Genomic DNA, 22,058 nt, shown 5'->3' on the forward strand with positions numbered 1-22,058 from the left:
AATGACTCTGTCTATCGAAAGCAGAGACGTTCCTTTCGCCTGCCCGCCCCCCGAGGCACTCAGTGGCAAGTCGCTGCAGCAGCTCTCCTACCGGATGCGGGTTTTCGAACTCGTTCTGAAGGAACTCGGGGATGCGGCGGGACGCAGCTTCGTCGATCTCGGCGCCGGCCCGCTGATGTTTGCCCAGCGCGCCAGGGACAACGGCTACACCGTGACGGCGGTCGACGCACGCCCACCGTGGACCGGTTCGGACCCGGAGGGAATCGTCCATATCCTTGCCGACATCCGGACCTTCCCGCTGCACGGCTTCGACGTCATCGGCATCATCGGTCTTCTCTACCACCTCCGCCTGGAAGAGCAGATCGATCTCCTGCGGCGCTGCGAAGGCCGTCCGACCATCGTCGATACCGAGGTCTGGTGCCCCGACCTCGTCAAGGAGATGGGCCTGGAATCGCCTCGCATACGACCTTGCAGCGAACTCGGCTATTCCGGTGCGATGCTGCAGGAGACTGGCAACGTTTGGTCCTCGTTCGGCAACGAGGAATCCTTCTGGCTCGACGAGCCGGGCCTCCTGCACGCCGTCGAGGAAGCCGGCTGGAACTCGGTCACCCTGATGGAGCCCCCCTACTTCTCGCGCTTCGGAAGGCGGCGCTGGTATCTGCTGCAATGACCGATCCGGACACCTCCGCCCGCCGCGCCCTTCAGTTCGGGACCTTCGATGTCGCGAATTACGGCGATCTGCTGTTCCCGATCGTCGCAGCCCATCGTCTGGCGCCGCACGGCTGGCAGGTGGTGCCGGTCTCGCCGACCAAGCAGCGGACGGTGTTCGGGGATGCTCCGGCGGTGGAGTCACTCGGCAACCTGCCGGCGGGGCTTACCGGAGACGCGGTTCTTATCGGCGGCGGGGAAATCATCCATTCCTGGCCTGCAGGTTTCCTGCAGGAGTACCGCGTCGGCGACCTGCCGGCCTGGGCCTATCCGTCGCTGTGGTTCGGGGCCACGCTTGCCGGCGCGCTCTCCGACATTCCGGTCGTCTGGAACGCGCCGGGAGTCCCCTCGCCGTTTCCCGAGCAACTCCGGCGCACTGCCGTGGAACCGGCCCTCGCCGCAGCCGACTATGTCGCCGTGCGCGACGCGCCGGGCATGCGGTTTCTGGGATCCGGCCACCAGACGGATGTCGGCGTGGTGCCGGATACCATTCTCGATCTGGCGCGGGTGTGGCCGCTGGATTCCCTGCGACCGGCTTTCGAGGCTCTCGCGGCGCGCAAGGACATACCGGCCGAAGCGGCGCTGATGGCCGTTCACGTGCGCACTGCCGGACTGGGGCCGCTGGAACTGGCCGATCTCGCCGCGATGGTGGATGCATTCTCCGCCGAACGCGGCCTCACACCGGTGCTGGTCGCCATCGGCCCGAGCCTCGGCGACGCGGCCGCGGCGCGCGCCATGAGCGATGCGATGTCGCGGCCTCACATCTGTCTCGACGACCCCAGCGGCCTTCGCGAGATCGCCGCGGCGATTGCCTACTCGCGTGTCTATGTCGGCAATTCGATGCACGGCTACGTCACGGCGCACTGCTATGATCGACCGGGTGTGATCGTCGCCCGCCCGGCCTTCCGCAAGTTCTCCGGGCTCGCAGACCATCTCGGCCGCCCCGACGACGTGGTGTCCGACTGGCCTGACGGTCTGGCCCGGGCGGCGGAAACCCTGGGAACGTCCGTCCGGGTCCCTCAGTCCGTCTTCGCCGCACTGGATGGACACTGGGAGCGCGTCGTCGCCGCCATCGCAGATCCGGGCGCCGGCCGCCTCCGACGGGCGGAGTTCCTGCGACGCTACGTTTCGAACGGGCTGGCGACGAGCGGGATGGGCTGGCTGCTGCAGCCGGTTGCGGGCCGGTCCGCCGGGAGGGCGCCGTGAACGACCGCCCGTCCGATCGGGCCGCGAGATCGGCCGCCGTGCGTGAGGACCTGGCCGCCAACCGTATCGAAACCGCCGTCGAGCAGGCCAGGTCCCTGCTTGCCGACTACCGCGACGACCTGCGCTGCCATCTGCTGTGGAGCGAAATCCTCGCGGTGCAGGGCAGGCATGCCGAGGCCGTAACCTATTGCGAGGCGCTCCTCGACCAATGGCCCGACAACCCATGGCTGCTCGCCCGGCTCGTGAGCGCCCACATGGCCAATGGCGACCCGGGTGCCGCGATCGCACTCTATCGAACCAGGGTAGAGGACAGTTCGCTCCCGAACGAAGACAAGAACAGAATCGCCAGAAACCTGGCGGCCGCCAACCGACGCAGCCCGGAAGCCCGGGACATCCTGGAGCGCCGCCTGTCGGCCGCGCCCGACGACCCCGCCCTGCTGCGCGACATCGCCAGTGCGCGGCTCGCGCTGGGTCACGTCGAAGAGGCTCTGGAGGCGTTCTCGCGATCGGCGACCCTGTCACCGCTGCCGGGCTGGGCGGCGATGCTCCATCTCAACGCGCTGATCCAGCATCGGCGCTTCTCCAACCTGGTTCCGGTGGCCGACCCGGAAGTCCTGGCAATCCTCAAGGACGCCCTGACCCGATTTCCCGGCGATGCGGTGTTCGTTCGCGTCTTCAGCCAGTTGCCTATGGCGCGGACGGAGTGGGCCGAGCTGTATCGCCTGATCCGCGCCAACTTCGATTCCCCGGATCCCAACGCCATGCTGCGGTTCGAGGTGGCAAAGGCCTGCCTTCAGGCGTCGGATTTCGCGGACGCAAGGCGTATCCTCGAAGCGCTCGATCCGGAGTCGCACTGGGGCAAGGTGTCCCGCCCGCTGCTGACCGTCCTGACGACCATACCCGACGCGACGTGGAAGCGGACGCGGCTGAGCGACGATCCGGCCGCGGAGGTGCAGGTGGTCAGGACACCGGGCGCAAGCATGACGGTCCTGGTATTCGCGACGCTGACAGGCAACTTCATGATGTTGCCGATCGCCTGCATCGACGCCCTCCTCGCCGACCTGCCGGTCCACGTCATTTACCTCCGCGACACGGTTTTCGGCTCCGCGCTCACCGGACTGCGCTCGCTGGGTCCCGACATAACCGCGACGCTGACGGGCCTGCGACGGATCATCGCGGACCTCGACGGCGGCGAACTGGTGACCGTCGGCGCGTCCGTGAGCGGGCTGGCCGCGATACGCTACGGCGCCAGGCTCGGCGCAGGCCGCGTCGTCACGTTCGGGGCCCTCACCACGGTCGATCCCGAGTTCCAGGGAACGCCCGCCCGCCTGCAGCGTACGCTGCGGTGGATGCAGCAGCAGCCGGGAGCGCGGGAGGCGGAACGTTTCGGCGACGTCGTCACCGAGCTGGCCCAGGCTCCCGCAATGCGCGTCGATCTGCATGTCGGCGGCGCGTGCGAGCTCGACCTGCAGCAGGCGCATCGCCTGGCAGGCAATCCGCAGATCCGGGTGCACCGCGAAGCTGGTGTGGATCACCACTACGTGGCATTGTCGACCATTGCCAGGGGCAGCTTTTCGGCCGCCGTTGCAGGTGGGGTCGCGTAACCGATGGGGGTTCCAATCAGCATCGAAGAAGCCAAACGAGTGCCGACGCGAACCGAGGCATCCGAATGGATGACCGGCTACATCGTCTCGGCGCTGGACATGCAGCGCGCAGACTTCTCCCCCGATGCGCGGTTCGATTCCTACGGCCTGGATTCGGCCGAGCTGGTCATCATGGCCGGAATCCTCGAAGAGCAGTTCGAAATCGAGATCGATCCCGAAGTGCTGTTCGAGACGCCGACGCTGAATGGGGTCCTCGACAATCTCGTTGCCGGCGGCGTGCTGCAACCGCATTAGAGCGAGTTCGGCATGAGGCATGAGATCAGCCTGGTGCTGGTGAGCTATGACATGACCCCGCAACTGCGGCGGACGCTTCGCTCGCTGGCGCCCGATTATCAGCGCAACTGCCGGCCCGGCCGCTGCGAAGTGATCGTGGTCGACAACGGCTCGCCTGTGCCGCCGACGGCCGAGGAAATTGCTACACCCGGGCTGGACATCACCCTGCATGCCTGGCGCGACGCGCCGGGTTCGCCGGTGCCGGCACTGAACTTCGGCCTCTCGCAGGCGACAGCGCCGATCGTGGCCGTCTGGATCGATGCCGCCCGCCTCGCCTCGCCCGGCCTTATCGACGCCTGCCTGCGCGCCTGCGCGCTCCACCCCAAGCCGGTGGTGGCCAGCTACAACTACCATCTCGGCTCCAAGCCCCAGTACCACAGCGTCCGGGAGGGGTATGACGAGGCCACGGAGGCCGCCCTGCTGGCATCGATCGACTGGCCGAACGACGGCTATCGACTGTTCGACATCTCGGTCTTCGAGGTCGGCGAGGGCTGGCCCGGCCAGATGCTCGAGACCAATTCCATCTGCATGCCGCGCGCCCTCTGGGATGAACTCGGCGGCTACGAGAAGCGCTTCACCAGCGCCGGCGGCGGCGCCGCGAACCCCGACATCTTCTCGCGCGCCTGCGCCCTTCCCGGCACCCAGCTCATCAAACTGGCCAACGAGGGAACCTTCCATCAGTTTCACGGAGGGGTGGCGACGAATGCCGAAGACCATGCCATCTTTCGCAAGCTCGCGCTCGAGTACATGAAGATCCGCAAGAAGCCGCTGGCGCCCGTTCGCGCGCCCGGCTGGCTCTTCGATGCCCAGACAGGTACGGTGACGCGGCCATGAGCGACCTTGAAGCCGATATCCGTGCGCGGTTCGGCCTTGCCGATATCGCCCAATCCGGTCCGCCGGCCGGGGCACGGCCCCTGGCCGACTGGCGCATCACCCGCTACGCGGACTGCCAGGAGGCGCTCCGCCACCAGTCCGTCACGACGATCGACATGGCCCAGGAGATGTGGGTGCTCCAGCGCTCGCGCTCCGTCGACCTGCCCAGCCTGGCCTCCTTCATGAGCGGGGTCCTGATCGCCCGGACGTCGCCGTTCCACCCCAAGGGACGCGAATTCCTGCGCATCCTGCAGAAGTCGGCGCCGGCGTCGCCCGAGGCCATCGCCGATCACGCCAACACCCTGCTGTCGGGCGTTGCCACCGGCGAGCCCTGCGACATGGTTCCCATCTGCAACGCGCTGCCGCTGGTCGTGGTGGCCGACTATGCTGGGCTGGACCGCGACACCATCAGCCACCTCGACCATGCCAATCGAAAGATCATGATCCAGTGGGCCGCGGGCCCCAACACGGCGCCGCTGCCCTACCTCGACCAAGAAGCCGGCAAGGTGACGAAATGCGTGCTCGACGCCATCGCCGCAGCCCGCCGCGCCGGCGCCGGGCGCCTGCACGACGCCGTCGAGCTCGGCAGCCGCAGGTTCGAGCTGGACGACGAGGAGATCTGCGGTCTCCTCCTGTTCCTGATCGTGGCGGCGGTGGAGACGTCGGCGGGCTTCCTCGCCAATCTTGTCCTGCTGATGCAGCGACATCCCCAGTTCGCGGAGGCCGCCATGCAGACGAAGGCGCCCCGCAATCGGCTGGTGGAAGAAGCCATGCGCTTCCTGGGGCCCGTCCGCCGGGGAAGCCGCAGGCGCGCCACGGCGGCCGTCGAAATCGGCGGCCAGCAGATTTCCGCCGGCAGTTCGCTATTCATCGACTTCGAGGCAGCCCACCATGATCCGCTCGCATTTCCGGACCCCTGGCTGTTCGATCCGGAGCGCAAGGGTCCGGTAACCCTCGGCTTCGGCGCAGGCGCGCATACCTGCGTCGGGTCCCGGCCGGGCCGGCAGATGGCGGCGCTGTTTCTCGACGCGATGACTGCATACAGGATCGAGCCGGCCGACGACGGCCCTCCCGATTGGATCCCGCATCCGGGGTTTCGCATGCCGGGCAGCCTCCCGAGCGTGCTGACGCCCCGGTAGACATGGACGCGCGGCACGTCCCGCCCCTGACAGACTGTCCGCTTGGCCAGGCCTGGGCCGGATCGAGCGTCAACGCCTCGGCGTTCCGGTGCGAGGGCATACTGACCGTCGGCGAGGCGCAGATCGGTGCTTACTACGGCCCGCAGGGACAGGTGGTCGTCTTTCGGCGCAGCCTGACCGGCGACGCCGTGCAGAGGACGGAGATTTCCCCGCAAAGCCCCGACGACCTGCCCTGGGACGCGCACCGGTCGATCAGCATCGGCATCGACCGCGACAGGTGCATCCATCTCGGCTATGGCGCGCACGCCAGCACGGTGAAGCTGCTCAAGGGACCGCCGGGCCTGGATATCTCCGAGTTCTCGCCGTCGCGGCCGGATCTCGCCCGTGTCACCGACTCGGTCACCTATCCGAGCTTCCTCACCGTCGGCGATCCGCCGCGGCTGGTGATGCTGTACCGCGAAGGGCTGCCCAACAGCGGCGCCCTGCGCCTGCGTCTGTTCGACGAGGCGAGCGGACGCTGGGTCGACCCTCCGGAGCCGCTGCTGGACGGCCGCGGCCACCGCAACTGCGCCGGCCCCTACCTGAATCGGCCGGTGGTGCTGGACGACGGCACGGTGTGCGCGTTTCTGGTCTGGCGGCTCCGGCTGCCGCCGGAGGCCGGAGCCGACGTGGTCAATTCCGGCCTCGACCTCGTCGCGTTCCGCGGCGACGACCTGGGTGCGGTCGAAACGCTCTCCGGGATGGCGCTGCCGCGACCGGCCGGGCCGATGCACACCGAACGTGTCGCCGCGGTGCCGTTTCGCAGCGATCTCATGAACCAGGCCGGCGCCGCCGTCGATCCGCACGGCCAGCCCGCCGCCGTGACGTGGTGGCGCGATCCGGCCGACGAGGTGCCGCAGGTCCGGCTGGTGCGGCGCCGGTCGGGAAGCTGGCGGGCGACGAGGGTCAGCGACTTCGCGACCGATTTCGCCCTGTCGGGCCGGGGCACGCTGCCGCTGCCGCACAGCCGGCCCTACCTGCTGTTCGCCCCGGACGGCCGCGGCCTCGTGGTGTTCCGCAGCGCCGAGTACGGCGGCCGGCTGATGGCCGTCATTGTGCCGCAGGACGCGGAAGCGGGCGACACGGCGGAGACGGTGGTGCTGTGGCCGTCGGACCTCGGCTATTACGAGCCGATCGTCGATCCAGAGGCCTGGCAGAGCCGCGGCCGCCTGTCGATGTTCGTGCAGCCCTGCGCGCAGCAGCGCGGCGACGGCGCCGGCGACGACCTCACCTCCGCCGACTGCCGGATCGTGGAATGGGCCCGGGCGGCGATCTTCGGCCGCTGATGCCGCACCTACGTCGGTCGGCACCGGGAACGCCACCGCTACCGCACGACGCCGCTTGCAGGCACCTGGTAGGGTTCCTATAAGTTCTGTCCGACAGTTTGGCAATCGGACAGAAGGATCACGCGCAGTGACGAAGCTGGAGAGCAGGCCCGCCCCCAACGAGGCCGAGGCGACCGTGGCTGGTCCGACCGGGGCCGATGCCACTGGGCCCGCGGCGGCGGGGATGGAAACCACGTCGATCCGGACGGGCCACGGCTTCGACCTCGGCCGCCTTCAGGCCTATCTCTCCGACAAGCTGCCGGACCCGGCGTCGGCCTTCGACGTGAGCCAGTTCCGCGGTGGCCAGTCCAATCCGACGTTCCTGCTCGATGCAGGGTCGCGGCGCTACGTGCTGCGCAAGAAGCCGCCCGGCGACCTGCTGCCCTCGGCGCACTTGATCGAGCGGGAATACGCGGTCTTCGAGAAGCTCGCGGCGACGGCGCTGCCGGTGCCGACGGTCCGGCACCTGTGCGAGGATCCCGAGGTGATCGGCACGCCGTTCTACGTGATGGACTACCTCGACGGCCGGGTCTTCCGCGATCCGGCCCTGCACGGCTGCACGGCGGAGGAACGGGCGGCGATCTACGATTCCATGAACGAGACGATGGCCACCCTGCACGCGATCGACTACGCCGCGGCGGGGCTCGAGACGTTCGGCCGGCCGTCGAACTACGTGGCGCGGCAGATCGCGTTGTGGACGAAGCAGTACAGAGCCGCCGAAACCGAGACGATCGAGCCGATCGAAGCGCTGATCTCGTGGCTGCCGGAGCACATTCCCGACGGCGAGGAGCACGCCATCGCCCACGGCGACTTCCGGCTCGAGAATCTCGTCTTCGCGCGCGACAGCGCGAAGGTGCTCGCGGTACTCGACTGGGAACTGGCGACGCTCGGCCATCCGCTCTGCGACGTCGCCTACAACTGCATGGTCTACGATCTGCCCAGCACGACACCGAACCTCGGCGGCCTCAGCGATCTCGACCTGCCCTCCCTCGGCATCCCGCTCCAGGCCGACTATGTCGCGGCCTATTGCCGGCGAACGGGCCGCGAGGAGATCGCCGAGTTCGACTTCTACAAGGCGTTCGCGCTGTTCCGCTTCGCGTCGATCGCCCAGGGCATCTATGCGCGGGCCCTGGAAGGCAGCGCCAGCGCGCCGAACGCGCTTGAGGTCGGGCGCCTCGCGCGGCCGCTGGCCGACCTGGGATGGGCGCAGGTCTCCTGGCGCGCCTGAAATCACCGAACGACCTCCCGAAAAACAACGGGCCGGCATCCAGAGGGTGCCGGCCCGTTTTCGTCGTGTGCCGCCTGCCTGCTACATCTTGCAGGTGACCGGCGGAGCGACCTGATCCGGCGTCGCGGTCATCGTAATGACCGGGCGCAGCGCGCCGTCCTGCTCCTCGACCACGCCGAAATAGTTCGGCGTCAGGAGCTGGTGATCCTCGGCACGCATCGTCAGCTTGCCCATGATCGTATCGAACTCGCCGCCGGACAGGGCCTTCTGAAGGGCCTCCGGATCGGTGCTGCCGGCCTTCTCGACCGCCTGAAACAGCACCTGCATGCCGAGATAGGTCTCGCCCTCGAAGTTGGTGGGATCGTCGTCGTACATCTTGCGCCAGTCCTCGACGAACTTCTTGTTCTCGGGTGTGTCGAGGGTGGAGCTGTAGTTGATGATGCCGTAGATGCCCTTAGCGACGTCGCCCAGCGACTTCACGGTGTTGTCGGTGGTGAAGCTCTGACCGGCCACAGTGATCGCATCGATCAGGCCGAACTGCTTTGCCTGCTGGGCGAAGTTGATCGCGTCGCGCCCGGCGAGCACGACCCAGATACCCTCGGCGCCCGAATCCTTGACCTGCTGGATGTAGGGGGCGAAGTCGTTCGTGTTCGGCGGAATGAAGAACTGGCCGACCATCTCCTTGCCGGCGGACTCTGCCGTTTCGGCAAACGCTGCGCTGGACCCCTGGCCCCAGGCGATGTCGACGGCCACGACCGCCCACTTCTTCTCCTTGCGCTCGTTCAGCCACGGCTTGATCGTCAGCGCATCCATGGCGCTCTGCGTGTTCACGCGGAACACGCGCGGCTGGCACTGGTCGCCGGTCAGGGCATCGGCCTTGTTGATGGTGGAGATGTACAGGCCGCCCCAGCGCTCCATCATCGGCGCAATGGCGAGGCCCTCACCCGAGGCGATCAGGCCCAGGATGATCGGATAGCCCTCGCGAACCAGCTTCTCCGACTGCTTGCGGGCATTCTCCGGATTCGCCTCGGTATCGAGCGACTTGTACTCGACGTCCATTCCGCCGGACTTCGCCTCGGCGACGGCGAACTCGACCGCGCGAATGACCTGGTTGCCGAGGTCGGCATAGGTGCCCGACAGATCGGTCGGAACGCCGATCTTCAGCGTTTCGGCCGCCGACGCCGCCTGGCCGCCGAGGGCTATGGCGGCGGCGGTGGCGAGTGCCGCTCCGGTGCGTAGGTGCTCTTTGATCGTCATTTCCGTTTTCCTTCCCTTCACCTTGTTGGTTCGGCGGGAGCCCTGCTGCCCCCGACCGCGAAACGGAAGACCGTTCCGCTGCGGACCCTCAGATCGTGATGTGGTCCTGCAACTGTTGTGTCGTCATGCCGGCGAGATCGCCGGATTCGGTGACCGACCCCTTGGAGAGCACGTAGTAGCGGGCGGCCACCCGCTGGATCAGGTTGATGTTCTGCTCGATGAGCATGATGGCCGTTCCCTCGTCAGCCACGTGGCGGAACAGCTCGGCCAGCTCGTCGATGATGACCGGGGCGAGCCCCTCGCTCGGCTCGTCGAGGACGAGGAGTTCGGGATTGGCCATGAGGGCGCGGCCGATCGCCAGCATCTGCTGCTGGCCGCCGCTCAGGCCCAGGCCCGGATTGCGCCGGCGCTCGCCAAGGATGGGGAACAGTTCGTAAACGGTGTCGAGGTTCCAGCGGCCGGGACGGTCGACCGCCCCGCCAAGCATCAGGTTTTCCTCGATCGTGAGATTGGGAATGATCCCGCGCCCCTGCAGGACGATTGCGATCCCGGACCGGGCCGCCAGGTAGTGTGGAACGTCGGTGTAGCGCTTGCCGCCCAGTTTGATCGCGCCGGCGTGGATATCGGCGATGCCGCAGAGCGTGTTCACGACCGTCGTCTTGCCGACCCCGTTGCGACCGAGGATCGCGACCCGCTCGCCGGCGCCGACCTCGAAGGACACGCCGTTCAGGATTCGTGCCTGGCTGTAATATGCGTCGACCTGGTCGAATGCGAGAAGAACGCTCACGCCTGAGATCCCAGATAGGCGGAGACGACCGCGGGATCGCGCCGAACCTGGTCCGGACCGCCTTCCGCCAGCGTCTTGCCGAGATTGAGAACGGTGATCCGGTCGCAGATCGAGAAGATCACCTCCATGTCGTGCTCGACGATGAGGACCGTGGTTCCCCACCGGCGCACGAGATCACGCAGTATCCCTGCCAGCGTGAGAGATTCCTCGACGGTCAGCCCTGCAGCGGGCTCGTCCAGGAGCAGCACCCGGGGACGTCCGACAAGTGCCAGTGCCAGATCGAGACGCCGCTGGTCGCCGTAGCTGACTTTCGCCGCCTGATGGTCGAGCAGCGGGCCGAGATTCAGCGCCTCGACCACTTCGGCCAGGCCGGAATCGCCTAATGCCCGAGAGGCGACCGTGAGCTGCATGCCGATGCTCACCGTCGGAAAGATGTTCGTGCGCTGGAACGACCTGGCCAGACCGCGGTGGCGCCTGTCTTGGATCTTCAGGTGGGTGATCTCTTCGCCATCGAGGAAGATCTGACCCGACCAGTTCTGCGCGCGGCCCGACAGCACGTCGATCAGCGTCGACTTGCCCGCGCCGTTGGGCCCGATCAGGCCGCGGATCTGCCCGGATTCAACCGAGATATCGACCCCGTCGAGCGCCCGGAAGCCGCCGAAGGCGCGACTGAGACCACGTCCTTCCAGAGCAACCGTCATGACCGCCCCCTGTCCGCCCGGCCGGTGGCGCGGGCGAGAAGCTTGAGGATCAGACCGGCGAAGCCCTCCGGCAGCAGCAGCGTGACCACGATCAGCGTGCCGCCCACCAGGGCCGGCCAGTATTCCGTGGCGTCCCCGGCGATGTCCTTGAAGAAGAAGAGGATGAAGGCGCCGAGCGCGGGTCCCCACAGGATCTTGGGACCGCCGACGATCGCCATGATCAGGGCCATGCCGGAGGCGCTCCAGTGCAGCATCTGCGGTGAGATGTAGCCGTCGTAGAGCGTCTGGAGGATGCCCGCCATCGCGGCGATAAAGGCGGAGACGCCGTAGATGATCGCCCGGGGCAGCGTCGTCCCGTAGCCAATGAACCGCGCCCGCTCGTCGTTCTCCCGGATGACCTCGGTCAGCTGGCCGAACGGACTGCGGGCCATCAGCGCGAGCCCGAAGAGGGTCAGGACGAGCAGCGACCAGCAGAACACCAGCATCGTTGCCGGCGACTGGAAGAAATCGCTGTCGATCCCGAAAATCGTGTCGGGCAGCGGCACGCTCATGCCGTCATCGCCGTTGGCGAGTGCGCGCCACTTGAACGCGATCTCGTAGAGCGCCTGACCCACGGCAAGCGTCAGCATGGCATGCGCCACGCCCGGGATGCGGGCAATCACCAGTCCGAGCAGGAAGGCGATGAGCGTCGGCACCACGAGGGCTGCGACAAGCGCCAGCTCGGCCGAGCCGAACTCCCGGACGGTAATGACGCCGAACGTGTAGGCGCCGAGGCCGAAGAAGGCGGCCTGGCCGAAGCTGATGCGGCCGTTCTGCCGGTACAGGATGCCGACGCTGGTGGCGAGCGTCATGTCCACGACGGCCTGCGTCAGCAGTGACATCCAGAGCAGCGACGGGATCAGGTGCGGGGCCAGGAAGCCGAGCGCCAGCGCGATGCAGGCGATGGCAACCAGCCGGCCGTTGCGCTGCCGCGCCACGCGAAAGCCGGGACCGTCGATGCGGGTGTCGGCGGTCGTCATGTGCGCTTGCCCGCAAGCCCGGACGGCCGCCAGATCAGCACCCCGACCATGAGAAGGAACGGCAGCATGGTCGACGCCCAGGGCAGATAGATCGCCCCGAAATTGTGGATCTGCCCGATCAGAAGTGCGGCGACCAGCGCACCGGAGAAGCTGCCGAGACCGCCCACCACGACGACGATGAAGCTCTCGATCAGGATGAAGTTGCCCATCGTCGGCGACAGCGCCATCAGCGGCGCCGCGACCACGCCCGACAGTCCCGCAAGGCCGGTACCGAGGCCCACGACGATCAGGCTCAGCCGGTCCGTGTCGACGCCGAGGATGGCCGTCGTCGTCGGATCGACGCTCGACGCGCGGACATACAGGCCGATGCGCGAGAACCGGAGCCAGGCGGTCAGCGCAGCGGCGACGCACAGGCTCACGGCGATCACGAACAGCCGGTAGACGGGGAATGGCTGGCCTGCGATGTCGACCGTCCCGGAGAAGATCGCAGGCGGCGTCATGGAGCGGTAGGACTTGCCCCATACCGCCGTCGCGAATGCCTCGAGGACGAGAAGAATGCCGAAGGTGACGAGCACCGTGACCATGTGGTCGTGCTTGCGGAGCGGCCTCAGAACCGCCGCATCAAGGCAGATGCCGATCGCCGTCATCGCCACCAGCGACCCAAGGAGGCCGAGCCAGAAGTCGTAGCTCGCCGCAATCGAGAAGCCGATGTAGGAGCCGAGCATGAACAGCGCGCCGTGGGCGAAGTTGACGATCTCGCGCAGGCCGAAGATCAGCACCAGGCCGACGGCCAGGAGATAGAGGAGACCGCCATAGACGACGCCGTTGAGGACCTGGATCAGCATGCCGTCAGCCCGCCGTGTAGCCGCCGTCGACGAAGATCGTCTGGCCGGTGATGAAGGAGCCGGCATCGGAGGCGAGCAGCAGCAGCGCGCCGGCCAGATCCTCCGGTTCGCCGAGGCGTCCCATCGCCGTACGGCGGACGACGCCTTCGTACAGTTCGGGCTGGGTGCGCACCGCCTCGCGATTGAGGTCGGTGACGATGACGGTCGGCGCCAGCGTGTTCACGGTGATGCCGTGCGGCCCGAATTCGAAGGCCAGAGCCGAGGCCATGTTGGCGACCGCCGCCTTGGTGGCGCTGTAGGCGACCCTGTTCGCCATGCCGCGCGCCGACAGGATCGACCCCATGTTGATGATCCGGCCGCCACCGCCGCGGATCATCGAGGGCGCGAACGCGCGGATGGTCAGGTACGTGCCGGTGACGTTGACGTCCAACAGCCTCTGCCAGTCGGCGACCTCGGTTTCAAGCAGTGTCCTGGTCGAGGTGATGCCGGCGTTGTTGAACAGGATGTCGACGCGCCCCGCCGCCGCCTCCAGGGTTTCGACCGCCGCCGCCATCGAAGCCGCATCGGTTACGTCCGCCTGGATGACATGAGCCGCGCGGCCGCAATCGCGCACGACTCCGGCGGTCTCCTCCAGCTTCCCGACATTGCGGCCGACAAGGGCGACATCGGCGCCGGCCGACGCAAAGGCCTGCGCCGCGAGCGAGCCTAGGCCGCCGCCACCGCCGGTGACGACCGCCACCCTGTCATCGAGCCTGAATCTTTCGAGCATTCCGGGCAGTTCCTCTCCGATCGCCGCCGGCTTTCTTCGGCCGGTGCTGCGACGTTCATTTCATCGTTCACATCGCCATCTGGCCGCCATCGACCGGCAACGCCACGCCCGTCAGCATCCGAGCCTCGTCGGAAGCGAGGAACAGGAGTGCGTTGGCCGTATCGACGGGCTCCGGCATCCGGCCGAGCGGGATCGTCGCCCGGAACCGGTTCATCGCCTCGTCCTTCTCGGCCGCCATGCCGGGCAGGAAATGGGCGAGCATCGGCGTCTCGGTGACGGTCGGGCAGACCGCGTTGACGCGAATGTTGCTCGGCGCCAGTTCCAGCGCGAGGCTCCTGACGAGGCCGATCAGACCGTGCTTTGCGACGGTATAGAGGCTGAAATTCGGCTTCGCCTTCAGGCCCTGCAGCGACGACGTGACGAGGATCGAGGCGCCGGACGGGGTCGCCCGGGCCTGACGCTCCAGCGCCGGTATGGCGGCGCGCACCATCTTCAGGCTGCCCATCAGGTTGACATCGATGACGCGCTCCAGCGTCGCGTCGTCGACGTCCTGGAACGGGCCCGTGAACGGGCCGCCCGCATTGGCGTGCAGGATGTCCAGCTTGCCGAAGGTTTCCAGCGCCAGCGCGATCGCCGCCTCGCATTGTCCGGTGTCGGTATGGTCGGCGCCGATCGCGACCGCCGCGTCGCCGAGCCGGGCGGCCAGCTCCCTCGCCCCGGCCTCGTTGACGTCGGCGACGACGATGCTGGCGCCCTCGTCCGCGAAGCGCTCGACGACGGCGCGGCCGAGCCCGGACGCGCCGCCGGTGACCACCGCCACCTTTCCCTGCAACCGGCCGCTCACTGCTGCCCTCCCTCGTCCTGCGACAGATCGGCGCCGGCGATCGAGGCCAGCGCGGCGATCCGGCCTTTCAGGAACTCGGCCTGACCGCGCATCAGCGGGTCGGCCGACCCGCACAATTCGTCCGCGAGGCGCTGCATGTCGCGAAGGATGCGCACGCTGTCCCCGGCCGCTGTGTCCGTCATAGCCGGTACCCCTGCTGGCGCTCGTCGCTCCAGCGGCGCGCCTTGTAGGTGAATTCCGGCAGCTCGCTGCGGTCGACCACCACCACGCTCATGGAGACGTTGGTGCGGGCCTTGACGGCGCTGCCGATCGCCCCGGTGAGCTTCTGCGCGTCGCAGCGGTTCCTGAAGGCGACCCGCAGCTCGCATTCGGTCCTTCCGCCCTCGCCGGTGAACACCCGGCCGACATATTCGGCCACCTCAGGGAACGAGAAGACCGACGCGTCGACGGCGTCCGGCCAGACGTTGTTGCCGCGGATCTTCATCATGTCGTCGAAGCGGCCGACGCCGCCGCATTCGATCCCGCCGAAGGCGGTCCCCCGGTCCGCGGCGGCGAAGAACCGGACACGGTCGCCGGTGCGGAACCGGATCACCGGCGAGGCCTCGACGGTCAGGTTGGTGACGACGAGTTCGCCCTCCTCGCCCGAGCCGACATGCGCGCCGGTCTCCGGGTCGATCACCTCGCACAGCGTCATCGTCTCGAAGAAGTCCATGACGCCGCGCCCGCCATCCGGCCCGACGGCGCCGGCCGTGCCGGTGGCGGCGGCGAAGCCGACGCACTGCGTGCTGCCGTAGCCTTCGTGGAGCGTGCAGCCCCACAGATCCTGGACGCGTTCGGCCCAGGCGGTCGGATAGCCTTCGGCGGCGATGAAGACTCCGGCGAGATCGGGAAAGGCCTCGCGCGGCGTGTGGCCCAGTTCGACCAGCACTTCCGTCAGCCGGTGCATGAAATTGGTCGAGGCGTAGATGAAATGGATCGGCCGGAAGCGCAGCATCAGCTCGACCTTGGCTTCCGTCGACAGCGCCGCCGGCGGCGTCAGCCCCATCGCCCCGGCGATGCGGATGCCTTCCGACGGGCCCCAGCCGCCCGTCGTCATGCCGCCGGTGGGAACGCAGTTCAGCATCGTGTGGCCGGGCCGCAGGCCGACGCGGACCCAGGGCAGCGCATGCAGGTAGCCGAGCGTGTGGACGTCGGCCTGGGTGCGGCCATAGGCCTCCTGGCCCTGGCCGGAGGTGCCGCCGGTCAGGTTTATCAGTGCGACCTTCTCGCGGGGCACGCTCAGTCTTGCGCCGAAGGGCGGATGCGCCTCCTGGTCGGCGAGGAAGTCCTGCTTGGTGGAGAACGGGAAGCGCTCGCGGAAGACGTCGAGGCTGGTGACGTCGGCCGGGCGCAGATTGGCGGCGTCCATCAGGCCGCGGTAGTAGCTGCTGTCGCGGTAGACCCTCTCGACCAGGCGGCGGATGCGCCGCAGCTGCACGCGCCCGAGTTCGGCGCGGTCCAGGTCTTCGGGCACCAACGGCGGCAGCGACATATCCGTCAGTCCCCGATCGGCTCGAATTCCGGCAGGGTGATCTCGTCGGTGACGTTCTCGAAGGTCACCTTCACCGGGAGGTCGGCTGCAACCGCGTCGGGATCGATGCCGACGAGATTGCCGACCATCCGGACGCCCTCGTCCAGGGCGACGATGGCGACGACGTAGGGCACGTCGCCGGCATAGATCTCCCGGGGCACCGGGTGCCTGACGACGATCCAGCTGAACACCCGGCCGCGGCCGCTGGCCTCCACCCACTCCGTCTCGTCGGACTGGCAATGCGGACAGAACGAGGTCGGCGGGAAGCGATGCGTCCCGCACGATCCGCAGCGCTGGATCAGGAGCCTGTGGTCACGGCACCCGTTCCAGAATTCCTCGGTCTCGGGATCGGGAGCGGGAAGCGGCTTTTCGTAGCCCATGCGGGAATTCCTCAGTTGTGCAGGACCATCGCGCTGCCGCAGGTCATCGCGCCCGCGGTGGTCAGCGCGACCTCGGCGCCTTCGATCTGCCTCGGCCCGGACTGGCCGCGCAGCTGCTCGACCGCCTCGACGACATGATTGAAGCCGTGGATGTAGGCCTCCGACAGCAGGCCGCCGTGCGGGTTGACCGGCAGGTCGCCGTCGCGGGCGATCTTGCCGCTGGCCGCGAACGGGCCGCCCTCGCCTTCCTCGCAGAAGCCGAAGCCTTCGAGCTGCATGACGATGCTGTAGGTGAAGCAGTCGTAGATCAGCGCCAGGTCGACGTCTTGCGGTCCGACACCGGCGCTCGCCCACAGGTCCTTCGAGATGTACTTCGAATAGTTGTGCGAATGGTCCGGCCAGCGGATCGCGTCGAACAGGTCCTCGCCCTGCTGCGGGCCGCCGCCATAGGCGCCGCCGCCGATGTAGACCGGCTTGTGCTTCATGTCCTTCGCCCGCTCCGCCGAGGTCACGACAATGGCGCAGGCGCCGTCCGATTCGAGGCAGATGTCGAGCATCCGGAAAGGATCGACGATCTTCCGTGAGTCGAAATAGTCGTCGAGGGTGATCGGCGTTCGCTGCATGGCGCGTTCGTTGAGCGATGCGTTGTCGCGCATCGTCACGGCGATCGCGCCGAGCTGCTCGTTGGTGGTGCCGTACTCGATCATGTGCCGCCGGCACCACATCGCCATCGCCTGCGGATAGGTGATCCAGCCGAAGGGCGCGGTGAACTGGGTGATGCCGTGCGCCGCCATCTGGCGCCCGCCGCCGAGGCGGAAGCCGGAGCGGCCGTTCATCGCCCGGTAGCAGACGACGGTCCTGGCGAGGCCGGCGCGAATGGCAGCGACCGCATTCAGCACGATCAGGTTCGCCGCGTTGCCGCCCGCCAGGAAGTCGACGGCGAAGCCGGCCTCCGGCACCCCGAGTTCGGTGGCAACGGCGATCGCCGGAACGGAATCGTTGAAGTTGAAGCTGACGAAGCCGTCGACGTCGGAGACATCGAGGCCCGCGTCGTGGATGGCCTTCAGGCAGGCCTCGCTGGCAAGGCTGCGGACGGTGCGGCCGGAAGCCTTGCTGTAGTCCGTATAACCGACGCCGGTTATGGCGCAGTAGTCGCGTGCGCTGAACACTCTCAACCTCTTTCCTGGTCGGACATGCGGAAGTTCGGACGGCGCTTCTCGGCGAACGCCACGAGGCCTTCCGTCGCATCGGGCTCGGTCGTCGCATAGCGGTGGACGAAGGCCTTCTCGAAATCGAGACCGGCCTCGAGCGACCCCTTCAGCCCTTCGTTGATCAGGTACTTCGCGCCGCGAAGCCCGACGGGACTGCAGGCGAGATAGCGGTCGATCAGGTCGCGGGTCGTCTCGGCCAGCTTGTCGGCGGGTACCGCCATCGTCGCAAGCCCGATTGCCTCGGCCTGTGCCCCGGTTATGGTGCGGCCGCTGTAGATCAGGCTCTTGGCGCGCAGCGGCCCCACGACCCGGGGCAGACGTTGCGAACTGCCGGCGCCCGGCAGCTGGCCGAAGTTGACATGGCAGTCGCCGATCCTGGCGTCCTCGGCGGCAACCACGACATCGCAGGCGAGAATGAGCTCGAGCCCGCCGGCGACGCAGATGCCGTTGACTTCGGCGATGTAGATCTTGCCCGAATCCTCGATCTGTCCGTTGAGAGCCTGAAAATCGTCGAGAAACCGCTGGAAGGCGGTCGGATCCCGGTAGAGCCCGAGATAGCCCTCTAGGTCCCCTCCCGCGGAGAACGCCTTGCCGCTGCCGGCAATGACGACGACGCGGACGGTCTCGTCGTCTTCCAGCCGCTCGACGATGGCGCGGAGTTCGGAGACGGTCTTCCGGTCGAGCGGATTGAGCTTTTCGGGACGATTCAGCGTGATCCGCGCGACCCCGTCCGACACATCGAACAGCACGCGATTGTCACCCTCACCACCACTGTTCGTGGCGCCTTCGATCATGTCGCAAGCCTAGTTGGCGTTTCCGAAATTCGACCAACTGTCGTTCTGTCGGACAGTTTGACAGAACGTAATTGGTGGCTTTAGGAAGATCAAGGTGGAAAATTCGGGGGCAGGATGGTTCCGGCCGCCAGCAGCGGCGATCCATCGGCACCGGACAGACCCGACGGGAGGATGTCCCGGCAAGGCAGGGACACGCTATAAATGACCGAACCGCAGTTCAGCACCATCGAACGCCAGCCGACCTACCGGCTGGTCTATACCGCCATCCAGAACGAGATCACCTGCGGCCGCCTGAAGGTCGGAGACCGGCTTCCCTCCGAGACCTCGCTGGCCGAGCAGTTCGGCGTCAACCGGTCGACGGTCCGCGAGGGTATCAGGCTGCTGGAGGAGAGCGGACTTGTGACCCGAACGGGCGGCGGCAGGCCCAGGGTCACGCTGCCGCACTACCTCGACCTGGCGTCCAGGGCGAGCCGCGCGCTGGTGCTGCACTCGGTCAGTTTCCGGGAACTGTGGGAGGCCGCCGTCGTCATCGAGCCGGCCGCCGCCGAGTACGCCGCCTCCCGGATCGACGACGTGCACCTCGATCGCCTGGCCGACAGCATCGTGCGGATGGAGGACATGGTCCGGGCTGTCGAGGAGGGCAGGAGGGTGGATACCGACGCCTTCGTGTCGCTGGACCGGGAATTTCACGAGATCATTTCGGACAGCACGGGAAACCGGGTCCTGGCGCTGTCGCGCGAACCGGTGGCGCGGCTGTTCATCCCCGCCGGGCGGGTGATCCTGCCTCGCCTGAAGACGCACCGCCGCGTTCTGGACGCGCACATCCGGATCCTGGCCGCGCTGCGCGAGCACGACACCGCGCTGGTTCGCGACTGGATGAAGCGCCACATGGAAGACTTCAAGCGCGGCTACGAAGCCACCGGCATGTCGATCGACACGCCCCTGGACGCCGTCGCGATCGGACCGGACGCGATGGGAACCGGCTAACCCCGCCGGCCGGACCGGAAGGCCGGTTTGCCGCCTCGCAGGAGGCGTCACGGCTCCGTCAAACCATTGATTACATGGGCTGGCTGTGCACTTTTTTCTTGACGAAACCGTCTCTGCTGACGTCAGGAAAGGAACGCAACTTCGCTAGGGCTGTGTATCCGTACACCGCTGAAAATCCGCGACTATTCAATGATATAAGCTAATTCAGTCCGATCAACTGCAGTCGGTGTCCGGACGGCTTGGCGCCGGGCTGGGCAAGCGAAACGCCCGAACCACGGTGTCAACTCGTGCCGTTTACCGGGACGGAGTTGCCGTTATGCGGGATTGGATTGTCGCTTCGTGGGAAGGGTTTGCCGTTACGCGGGATGGAATTGCAATCGAACGGTGCCGCGTGTCGTTGCGCAGGATCGCGTGGCGACTGGATGGGCTGCAGTCGGGTCGCGTTGTCGTTCGCGGAGCGTGAATTGCGATTTCGCGGGCGAGCTCAGTCGCGCCATGTGTGGATTGCCGTTAGCCGGGAGTGTCCCACCCGAGCGACGGCCTCCAGTCCCGACCAGCAGCTCGATGTCGCGATACCTCGTCGTTTTGCCAATGGCGATCCTGCAATCCGCGGTTCATTGCCAAGCGCTTCAATGAGCCAGTTTGGGCTCTGAAGGTGCAGGACCCTCATACGGCGCCATTCCAATTCGAGGCCGAGTTCGGCGTCGAAATAGAATATCGTTCTACAAATCTGCGCGTTTCGGCGGCCGTTTTCGCGATCTGTTTTCGAAGGGTCCTCGAAGGCCCCTAACAGGGCTTTCGAAGGGGTCTAAAAGGCCACCCTTGGAGACGTGAAACAGTTTTGCTTTCTGCATGGCCCCCGTTGCAGGGGATGTCTCCGTTCCTCTAATGTTCTGTTCGTCTGGTACTCGGCCGGACACCCCAGACAAGACCTTTTCCGCCCTTGCGCGGACCAATGGAGAATGCCGATGCATCCGCCAAACGACGAGTCATGTCCGATCGACCGGCTCGTGCCGTATGCCAACAACGCGCGCACGCACTCCCGGAAACAGGTGAAGCAAATCGCCGACAGCATCCGGCGCTTCGGATTCACCAATCCGGTGTTGGTTGCCGATGACGGTACGATCATTGCCGGTCATGGGCGGGTCGAGGCGGCCAAGCTGATCGGCATGAGCGACGTTCCGGTCCGTCGGCTGTCGCATCTCTCACGTGACGAGGTGCGAGCCTACATCCTGGCGGACAACAAGCTCGCGGAAAATGCCGGCTGGGACAGGGAGTTGCTGGCCATCGAGATGCAGGGCCTGATCGAGCTCGACTTCGATATTGAGGCGCTGGGGTTCAGCATGGCCGAGATCGACCTGACAATCGATAGTTTGGGCGACGGTACGGGCGACCGCGCGAACGGGCCGGATCCGGTGCTCGATGCCGTTGAGCCGGTTGCGCAAGGACCGGCTGTGACACGACGGGGCGATCTCTGGCGTTTGGGACCGCATCGACTGCTCTGCGGGGATGCGCGCTCGAAGGGCGATGTCGCCCGCCTGTGCGATGGGAAACCGGCGACCTTGTTGTTCACCGACCCGCCCTACAACGTGCCGATCGATGGCCATGTCACCGGGTTGGGTCGCGTAAAGCACCGCGACTTCGCGCTCGCCTCCGGCGAAATGGACTCGGCGACCTTCGCCAGTTTCCTAAGAGAATCTCTGGAAGCAGCAGCTTCGCAACTCAAGGACGGCGCCATCGCCTATGTCTGTATGGACTGGCGGCATATGCGCGAGCTGCTGGATGCCGGTCATGCGGTCTTCGAGGAATTGAAGAACCTTTGCGTCTGGAACAAGAGCAATGGCGGCATGGGCTCATTCTACCGCTCCAAGCATGAGCTCGTCTTCGTCTTCAAGAAGGGCAAGGCGGCTCATATCAACAACTTCGGATTAGGCGAGACCGGACGCCCCCGGACCAATGTCTGGGACTATCCCGGGATCAGTTCGCTGGGGCCGCAGCGGGACGAGGAGCTTGCCATGCATCCGACGGTCAAGCCGGTGGCTTTGGTCGCCGACGCGATCAGAGACTGTTCCAAGCGCGGCGACATTGTCCTCGACGTGTTCGGCGGGTCCGGCTCGACCCTGATAGCCGCAGACCAATGCGGCCGCCACGCCAGGCTCATCGAGATCGATCCTCTCTACTGCGACACGATCATCCGCCGCTTCGAGCGCATCTCTGGAGAGCCGGCGCAGCTGGCCGCAACAGAAGCGACGTTTGCGCAGACGGCGACGGACCGCATGGGCGCAAACGAACGCGATGACGGCATGGGTCCGTCGAATGATCAGGCTTCTTTGCGGGGCGAGTCTTCACCGCAGGACTTCGCTGGTGACGCCATGGCCAACGCCACCGAAGGAGGTTCGTGATGGCACGGAAAACAGGCGATCGATCCGGCGACTCGAG

At 66.8% G+C, this 22,058-nt stretch carries 22 protein-coding genes; 10 read left to right on the forward strand and 12 right to left on the reverse strand.

The window, feature by feature from the left end:
* Position 1: 1 nt before the first annotated feature.
* From V3328_RS08855 to V3328_RS08890, 8 genes are all read left to right on the forward strand, one after another.
* Complete coding sequence (locus tag V3328_RS08855) at positions 2-670, forward strand: class I SAM-dependent methyltransferase (RefSeq protein ID WP_340329280.1); 669 nt, start codon at positions 2-4, stop codon at positions 668-670.
* Positions 667-1,914, forward strand: coding sequence for a polysaccharide pyruvyl transferase family protein (locus V3328_RS08860; protein ID WP_340329281.1), 1,248 nt, complete (start codon positions 667-669; stop codon positions 1,912-1,914). Before V3328_RS08855 ends, V3328_RS08860 begins: the two co-directional genes overlap by 4 nt.
* On the forward strand, positions 1,911-3,518 hold the full coding sequence (locus V3328_RS08865; protein WP_340329282.1) for a tetratricopeptide repeat protein: 1,608 nt from the start codon (positions 1,911-1,913) through the stop codon (positions 3,516-3,518). The genes V3328_RS08860 and V3328_RS08865 overlap by 4 nt, the downstream gene beginning before the upstream one ends.
* A gap of 39 nt (positions 3,519-3,557) precedes the next feature.
* Positions 3,558-3,812 carry an acyl carrier protein gene (locus V3328_RS08870; protein WP_340329283.1) on the forward strand — a complete coding sequence of 85 codons (255 nt, stop codon included), beginning with the start codon at positions 3,558-3,560 and terminating at the stop codon, positions 3,810-3,812.
* A 12-nt stretch (positions 3,813-3,824) separates the two neighbouring features.
* Positions 3,825-4,685, forward strand: coding sequence for a glycosyltransferase family 2 protein (locus V3328_RS08875; protein ID WP_340329284.1), 861 nt, complete (start codon positions 3,825-3,827; stop codon positions 4,683-4,685).
* Positions 4,682-5,863, forward strand: coding sequence for a cytochrome P450 (locus V3328_RS08880; RefSeq protein ID WP_340329285.1), 1,182 nt, complete (start codon positions 4,682-4,684; stop codon positions 5,861-5,863). Before V3328_RS08875 ends, V3328_RS08880 begins: the two co-directional genes overlap by 4 nt.
* 2 nt (positions 5,864-5,865) lie before the next feature.
* Positions 5,866-7,188, forward strand: coding sequence for a BNR-4 repeat-containing protein (locus V3328_RS08885; RefSeq protein WP_340329286.1), 1,323 nt, complete (start codon positions 5,866-5,868; stop codon positions 7,186-7,188).
* A 127-nt stretch (positions 7,189-7,315) separates the two neighbouring features.
* Complete coding sequence (locus V3328_RS08890) at positions 7,316-8,455, forward strand: phosphotransferase (RefSeq protein WP_340329287.1); 1,140 nt, start codon at positions 7,316-7,318, stop codon at positions 8,453-8,455.
* A gap of 81 nt (positions 8,456-8,536) precedes the next feature.
* Here the strand turns inward: V3328_RS08890 and V3328_RS08895 are convergent, their stop codons facing one another.
* The 12 genes from V3328_RS08895 to V3328_RS08950 all read right to left on the reverse strand — a co-directional run bounded on the left by V3328_RS08895 (position 8,537) and on the right by V3328_RS08950 (position 18,632).
* Positions 8,537-9,712: an ABC transporter substrate-binding protein gene (locus tag V3328_RS08895; RefSeq protein ID WP_340329288.1), complete on the reverse strand. Its 1,176-nt coding sequence runs from the start codon at positions 9,710-9,712 to the stop codon at positions 8,537-8,539.
* A gap of 88 nt (positions 9,713-9,800) precedes the next feature.
* Positions 9,801-10,499, reverse strand: a complete 699-nt coding sequence (locus V3328_RS08900; protein WP_340329289.1) for an ABC transporter ATP-binding protein — start codon at positions 10,497-10,499, stop codon at positions 9,801-9,803.
* Positions 10,496-11,200 (reverse strand): ABC transporter ATP-binding protein, encoded by a 705-nt coding sequence (locus V3328_RS08905; protein WP_340329290.1) that lies wholly within the window; start codon positions 11,198-11,200, stop codon positions 10,496-10,498. The genes V3328_RS08900 and V3328_RS08905 overlap by 4 nt, the downstream gene beginning before the upstream one ends.
* A complete protein-coding gene (locus V3328_RS08910; RefSeq protein WP_340329291.1) occupies positions 11,197-12,219 on the reverse strand; it encodes a branched-chain amino acid ABC transporter permease in 1,023 nt (340 codons plus the stop codon). Before V3328_RS08910 ends, V3328_RS08905 begins: the two co-directional genes overlap by 4 nt.
* A complete protein-coding gene (locus V3328_RS08915; protein ID WP_340329292.1) occupies positions 12,216-13,064 on the reverse strand; it encodes a branched-chain amino acid ABC transporter permease in 849 nt (282 codons plus the stop codon). Before V3328_RS08915 ends, V3328_RS08910 begins: the two co-directional genes overlap by 4 nt.
* Positions 13,065-13,068: 4 nt before the next feature.
* Positions 13,069-13,833: an SDR family NAD(P)-dependent oxidoreductase gene (locus tag V3328_RS08920; RefSeq protein WP_340329293.1), complete on the reverse strand. Its 765-nt coding sequence runs from the start codon at positions 13,831-13,833 to the stop codon at positions 13,069-13,071.
* Positions 13,834-13,900: 67 nt separating this feature from the next.
* A complete protein-coding gene (locus V3328_RS08925) occupies positions 13,901-14,677 on the reverse strand; it encodes an SDR family NAD(P)-dependent oxidoreductase (protein WP_340329294.1) in 777 nt (258 codons plus the stop codon).
* On the reverse strand, positions 14,674-14,859 hold the full coding sequence (locus V3328_RS08930) for a hypothetical protein (RefSeq protein WP_340329295.1): 186 nt from the start codon (positions 14,857-14,859) through the stop codon (positions 14,674-14,676). Before V3328_RS08930 ends, V3328_RS08925 begins: the two co-directional genes overlap by 4 nt.
* On the reverse strand, positions 14,856-16,208 hold the full coding sequence (locus V3328_RS08935) for a phenylacetate--CoA ligase family protein (RefSeq protein WP_340329296.1): 1,353 nt from the start codon (positions 16,206-16,208) through the stop codon (positions 14,856-14,858). The genes V3328_RS08930 and V3328_RS08935 overlap by 4 nt, the downstream gene beginning before the upstream one ends.
* 5 nt (positions 16,209-16,213) lie before the next feature.
* Positions 16,214-16,627, reverse strand: a complete 414-nt coding sequence (locus V3328_RS08940; protein ID WP_340329297.1) for a Zn-ribbon domain-containing OB-fold protein — start codon at positions 16,625-16,627, stop codon at positions 16,214-16,216.
* 11 nt (positions 16,628-16,638) lie between these two features.
* The gene (locus V3328_RS08945) at positions 16,639-17,796 is read right to left on the reverse strand and encodes a thiolase C-terminal domain-containing protein (protein ID WP_340329298.1); all 1,158 of its coding nucleotides are present in this window, start codon (positions 17,794-17,796) and stop codon (positions 16,639-16,641) included.
* 2 nt (positions 17,797-17,798) lie between these two features.
* Positions 17,799-18,632: an enoyl-CoA hydratase/isomerase family protein gene (locus V3328_RS08950; protein ID WP_340329299.1), complete on the reverse strand. Its 834-nt coding sequence runs from the start codon at positions 18,630-18,632 to the stop codon at positions 17,799-17,801.
* A 201-nt stretch (positions 18,633-18,833) separates the two neighbouring features.
* On the opposite strand from V3328_RS08950, the gene V3328_RS08955 reads away from it, so the two are divergent.
* Together V3328_RS08955 and V3328_RS08960 are read left to right on the forward strand one after the other, a co-directional pair.
* Entirely contained in the window at positions 18,834-19,619 is a 786-nt protein-coding gene (locus V3328_RS08955; RefSeq protein WP_340329300.1) for a FadR/GntR family transcriptional regulator, read from the forward strand.
* A 968-nt stretch (positions 19,620-20,587) separates the two neighbouring features.
* Positions 20,588-22,021 carry a site-specific DNA-methyltransferase gene (locus V3328_RS08960; protein ID WP_340329504.1) on the forward strand — a complete coding sequence of 478 codons (1,434 nt, stop codon included), beginning with the start codon at positions 20,588-20,590 and terminating at the stop codon, positions 22,019-22,021.
* The last annotated feature ends 37 nt before the right edge of the window (positions 22,022-22,058 follow it).

It is taken from the genome of Microbaculum marinum (genome assembly GCF_037855135.1).
Taxonomy (GTDB): domain Bacteria; phylum Pseudomonadota; class Alphaproteobacteria; order Rhizobiales; family Tepidamorphaceae; genus Microbaculum; species Microbaculum marinum.